The sequence below is a fragment of the bacterium genome (genome assembly GCA_037131655.1).
Classification (GTDB): domain Bacteria; phylum Armatimonadota; class Fimbriimonadia; order Fimbriimonadales; family JBAXQP01; genus JBAXQP01.
On the sequence record JBAXQP010000254.1, the window covers coordinates 1 to 3,932 of the forward strand.

Below are 3,932 nucleotides of genomic sequence, written 5' to 3' on the forward strand. Positions count from 1 at the left end.
TTCCCGCGGATAGGAGCGGGCAAGCCTTCAATCTTTGTTTCAAGAACATCCATACGGAAATAATAACCTCTAGCAAGCCCGACTGTCAATGGGGAAAGGGATTAGTTTTTAGGGATGAGAGACAAGATACCGGATTAAATTAAGAATTCGGATTTGCATCAGTTCTAGCCCTGTCCTTCGGAGGGTGTAGCAAGCTACGCCTTACATAAAAGTCGTATTCCCGAGTAAGTTTTTTGACTGAATTAAAGGATGGTGATTTTGAGGGACTTCTACCAATTAGCTCTCTCTAACCATAGGGCTAGGTGGAGGTTACTTTGGCACAAACCGCCACGCAACGCCCCTTTTTCGTATTGCGTATTCCATACTTTGCCGAATTTAATAGTAGGGAAGCTACGGAAAGAGATAACTTTGCTTTGATAAAGAGGGTAAAGGTACATTGATCACTCGAAGTATCGTATTGTGTAGTTGGTGCGGAGAAAGATAGATGGCTGATAATCCTGAAATAGACACGCGAACGACAACTGAATCAGCGACTAAGACATCGCCGACTAATGGGGCTATGGAACAAGAAGATAGGGCGACACCTGAACGCCCTTGGCTAAGAAAAGTTCTATTATCCGCGATAATCATCATAGCGTTTATTGCGATTATATACGGCGTTCGCTTTTTGCGATTTTCCGCCACTCACGCTTCAACAGATAATGCCTACCTCACTTCAGACATTATCCAAATAGCGCCTCAGGTTGCAGGGATCGTTCGGCAGGTTCAGGTTCAGGATAATCAAGCAGTTAAAAAAGGCGATTTGTTAGTTACACTCGATGATGCCACTATACGCTCGGTAGTGCAGCAGGCTCAGGCTAATTTAGATGCGGCTATTGCACAGGCTAAAGGGGCAGGAATCAACGTTTCCATCACTTCTCAATCCAGTTCAGCGCAAGTTGAGCAGGCTCAAGGGGGAGTTAGTCAGTCAGAAAGTGGAGTGAGATCAGCCCAAGCGGATGTAGCGAGGGCAACTGCCGGAGTAGCTAACGCTTCCGCCTCAGCCGCCGCTGCTAAAGCTAATATCGGAAATGCGGCAGCGGCAGTAAATGTTGCCAATGCCAATAAAGAGAGATCGCAAGATTCAGTTGAAACAGCGCAAGCTCAATTGATAACGGCGCAAGCGGGTGTTCGCGCAGCGCAAGCGAATGTGGCTTCAGCCCAAGCCGCTTATAATAAAGCCGCAAGTGATGTCAAGCGAATTGAACAGCTCTATCGACAAGGAGCAATTAGTTCACAGGCATTAGACCAGGCCAACGCTGCCGAATTGCAAACTAAGGCAGGATTAGAAAGCGCTCAACAGGCCGTTGCACAAGCTCAATCTGCAGTAGTTGGTCGACAAGCTGAACTCAAAGCTGCTAAGCAAGTGGTAAATGCTTCAAGCGCAGCTATTGAACAAGCAAAGGCACAACTTGTAGCCGTCCGTGAGCAAGCTAATGCAGCTCAAACAGGGGTTCTTCAGGCTAAAGCCATTTTGAATGCATCAGAGCAAGGGGTTTATGCGGCAGAAGCTCGAAGGCAGCAAGCATTGGCCCAACTTTCAGGCGCTCGCACTGCTCCCAACCAGGTTAAAGTCAGCCAAACTGCACAAACACAAGCCATTGCCAAAATCGAACAGGCAAAGGCAGCATTGCATGCAGCGCAAATCCAATTGGGATATACAAAGATTTATGCCCCATCGGATGGTCGAGTCAGCAAAAGAACGGTTGATGTTGGTTCACTGGTACAAATGGGAACACCAATGATGGCTTTAATCCCGGCTAATGATATTTGGGTTGTCGCAAACTTCAAGGAGACGCAGCTCGCTAAAGCCAATCCCGGACAAAAGGCCGAAATAGAAGTGGATGGACTTCCCGGCAAAGTCTTTAAAGGACATGTCGACAGCATCTCGCCGGCAACCGGTTCGACTTTTGCGCTGCTGCCTCCCGAGAACGCGACAGGAAATTTTACAAAGGTGGTCCAACGGATACCGGTGAAAATTATTTTCGAGCCAAATCAACCCGATCTTGACCGTCTTCGCACCGGAATGTCGGTTACAGCCATTATCGAAACTCGCTAATCATATGGGAGCACCTAAAGCACTCCAAACTGAAGGCGAGTATCGGGAATACCCTGGCATCATACGTTGGATTATTCTTCTAGCGGTGATGTTGGGCACCCTTATGCAGGTTATCGATACCAGCATCGTTAACGTCGCTATTCCCCAGATGATGGGCAATCTCGGCGCGACCCTCGAAGAAATTGGCTGGGTCTCGACTGGTTATATCATCGCCAACGTTATCGTTCTGCCCCTCACCGGCTGGCTATCCTCGCGCTTTGGGCGTCGCCGTTATTTGGCAATTTCGATGATCATCTTTACCATCGCTTCTTTCTTCTGCGGCACTTCAAGGACGCTGAATGAGCTTATCTTCTTTCGAGTACTGCAAGGTATTGGCGGCGCAGCATTAATTTCTACGGCCCAAGCAACCATTATGGAGGTCTTCCCACCTGCCCAATTGGGAATGGTACAAGCTATTTTCGGCATCGGAATTATGGTCGGTCCGACAGTCGGTCCAACATTAGGGGGTTGGATTACTGACAACTATTCCTGGCCATGGATTTTCTTTATCAACCTCCCTATAGGCGCAATCGCTGCCTTTTTAACGTTCACTTTTGTGCATGATTCAAAGCATGACGGGGCTGATCATGGGAAGATCGACCTGATTGGGATTATGTTCCTTGCCATTGGGTTGGGATGCCTTCAAACGGTACTTGAAAAAGGTAATAGTGAGGGTTGGTTTGAGTCATCGCTTGTTATTTGGCTCAGCATTTTATCCATTGTCGGCATGGTTACGTTCGTTTGGTGGGAATTGCGGATTCCTTATCCGGCTGTGAATCTGCGCGTTCTCAAAGACCGAGGGTTAGCAGCAGCTACCGCTTTTGGCACTGTGGTTGGTATCGGTTTATTCGGCGGCATATTTATAATTCCCGTCTTCCTTCAGCAATTAAGGCATTACACGGCGGAGCAAACAGGGTGGATTGTGGTACCCGGCGCTTTGGCAACAGCGGTGATGATGCCGGTTGTCGGACGTTTAGTCAATCACTTTTCAGCCAAAACTCTCTCTTTGGTGGGAGGGATTATATTTATTATCTCAATGTTCATGCTTCGAACGATTACGTTGGATACCGGTCCGGATCAGCTCTTTTGGCCGTTGGTATTACGTGGAGCGGCAATGGGGTTCCTGTGGGTTCCGCTGACTCTTGCCGCCTTAGCAGGTTTGAAAGGGAAGAATCTTGCGGATGGAGCAGCGCTTTATAACCTTTCGCGACAGTTAGGCGGAAGCGCCGGCATTGCGTTTTTAACGACCTATGTCAGTCACAAAATGGCCTTTCACCGAGCCTTTTTGGTGGAACATGTCAGCCTCTATAATCCTGTAGCCCTGCAGCGTCTGCATGATCTCACAGCAGGATTATTGGCAAAGGGGGCTTCCCTAGGCATCGCCAGGCAACAAGCATTGGCAATTATGAATGGCACCGTCCAATCTCAAGCAGCGGTTATGGCCTATGCGGATGCGTTTGTAGTCATCGGCATTATCTTCATCTTCGCGCTGCCGCTACTGTTATTCTTTAGAAATACTAAACACAATCAAGCAACAGCACCTGTAGCTGCGGAATAAAATAACAGGCAGCCCATTGGACTGCCTGTTATGCAAACTGAATACCTAAATCAAGACTTCCTAAAGTCTTTTGCCACTTTTCATCATGTTCATGCTAGTGGCGACCATGTCTACACGCCAAACACCATCGTCACTTTGTAGGACTGTGAAATCGATGTCTTTGTCAGTAACCGTTCCGTTATCATTAATCTGGGATTTACAGCTAACAGTAGCTTTTTTACCTTCGATTTTACAGCT

Annotated in this window: 2 protein-coding genes; both read left to right on the forward strand. The window is 47.8% G+C overall.

The genetic code is table 11. The features are described from left to right. Positions 1–484: 484 nt before the first annotated feature. Positions 485–2,098: an efflux RND transporter periplasmic adaptor subunit gene (locus WCO51_10665; protein ID MEI6513717.1), complete on the forward strand. Its 1,614-nt coding sequence runs from the start codon at positions 485–487 to the stop codon at positions 2,096–2,098. Positions 2,099–2,102: 4 nt separating this feature from the next. Then, complete coding sequence (locus WCO51_10670; GenBank protein ID MEI6513718.1) at positions 2,103–3,695, forward strand: DHA2 family efflux MFS transporter permease subunit; 1,593 nt, start codon at positions 2,103–2,105, stop codon at positions 3,693–3,695. The last annotated feature ends 237 nt before the right edge of the window (positions 3,696–3,932 follow it).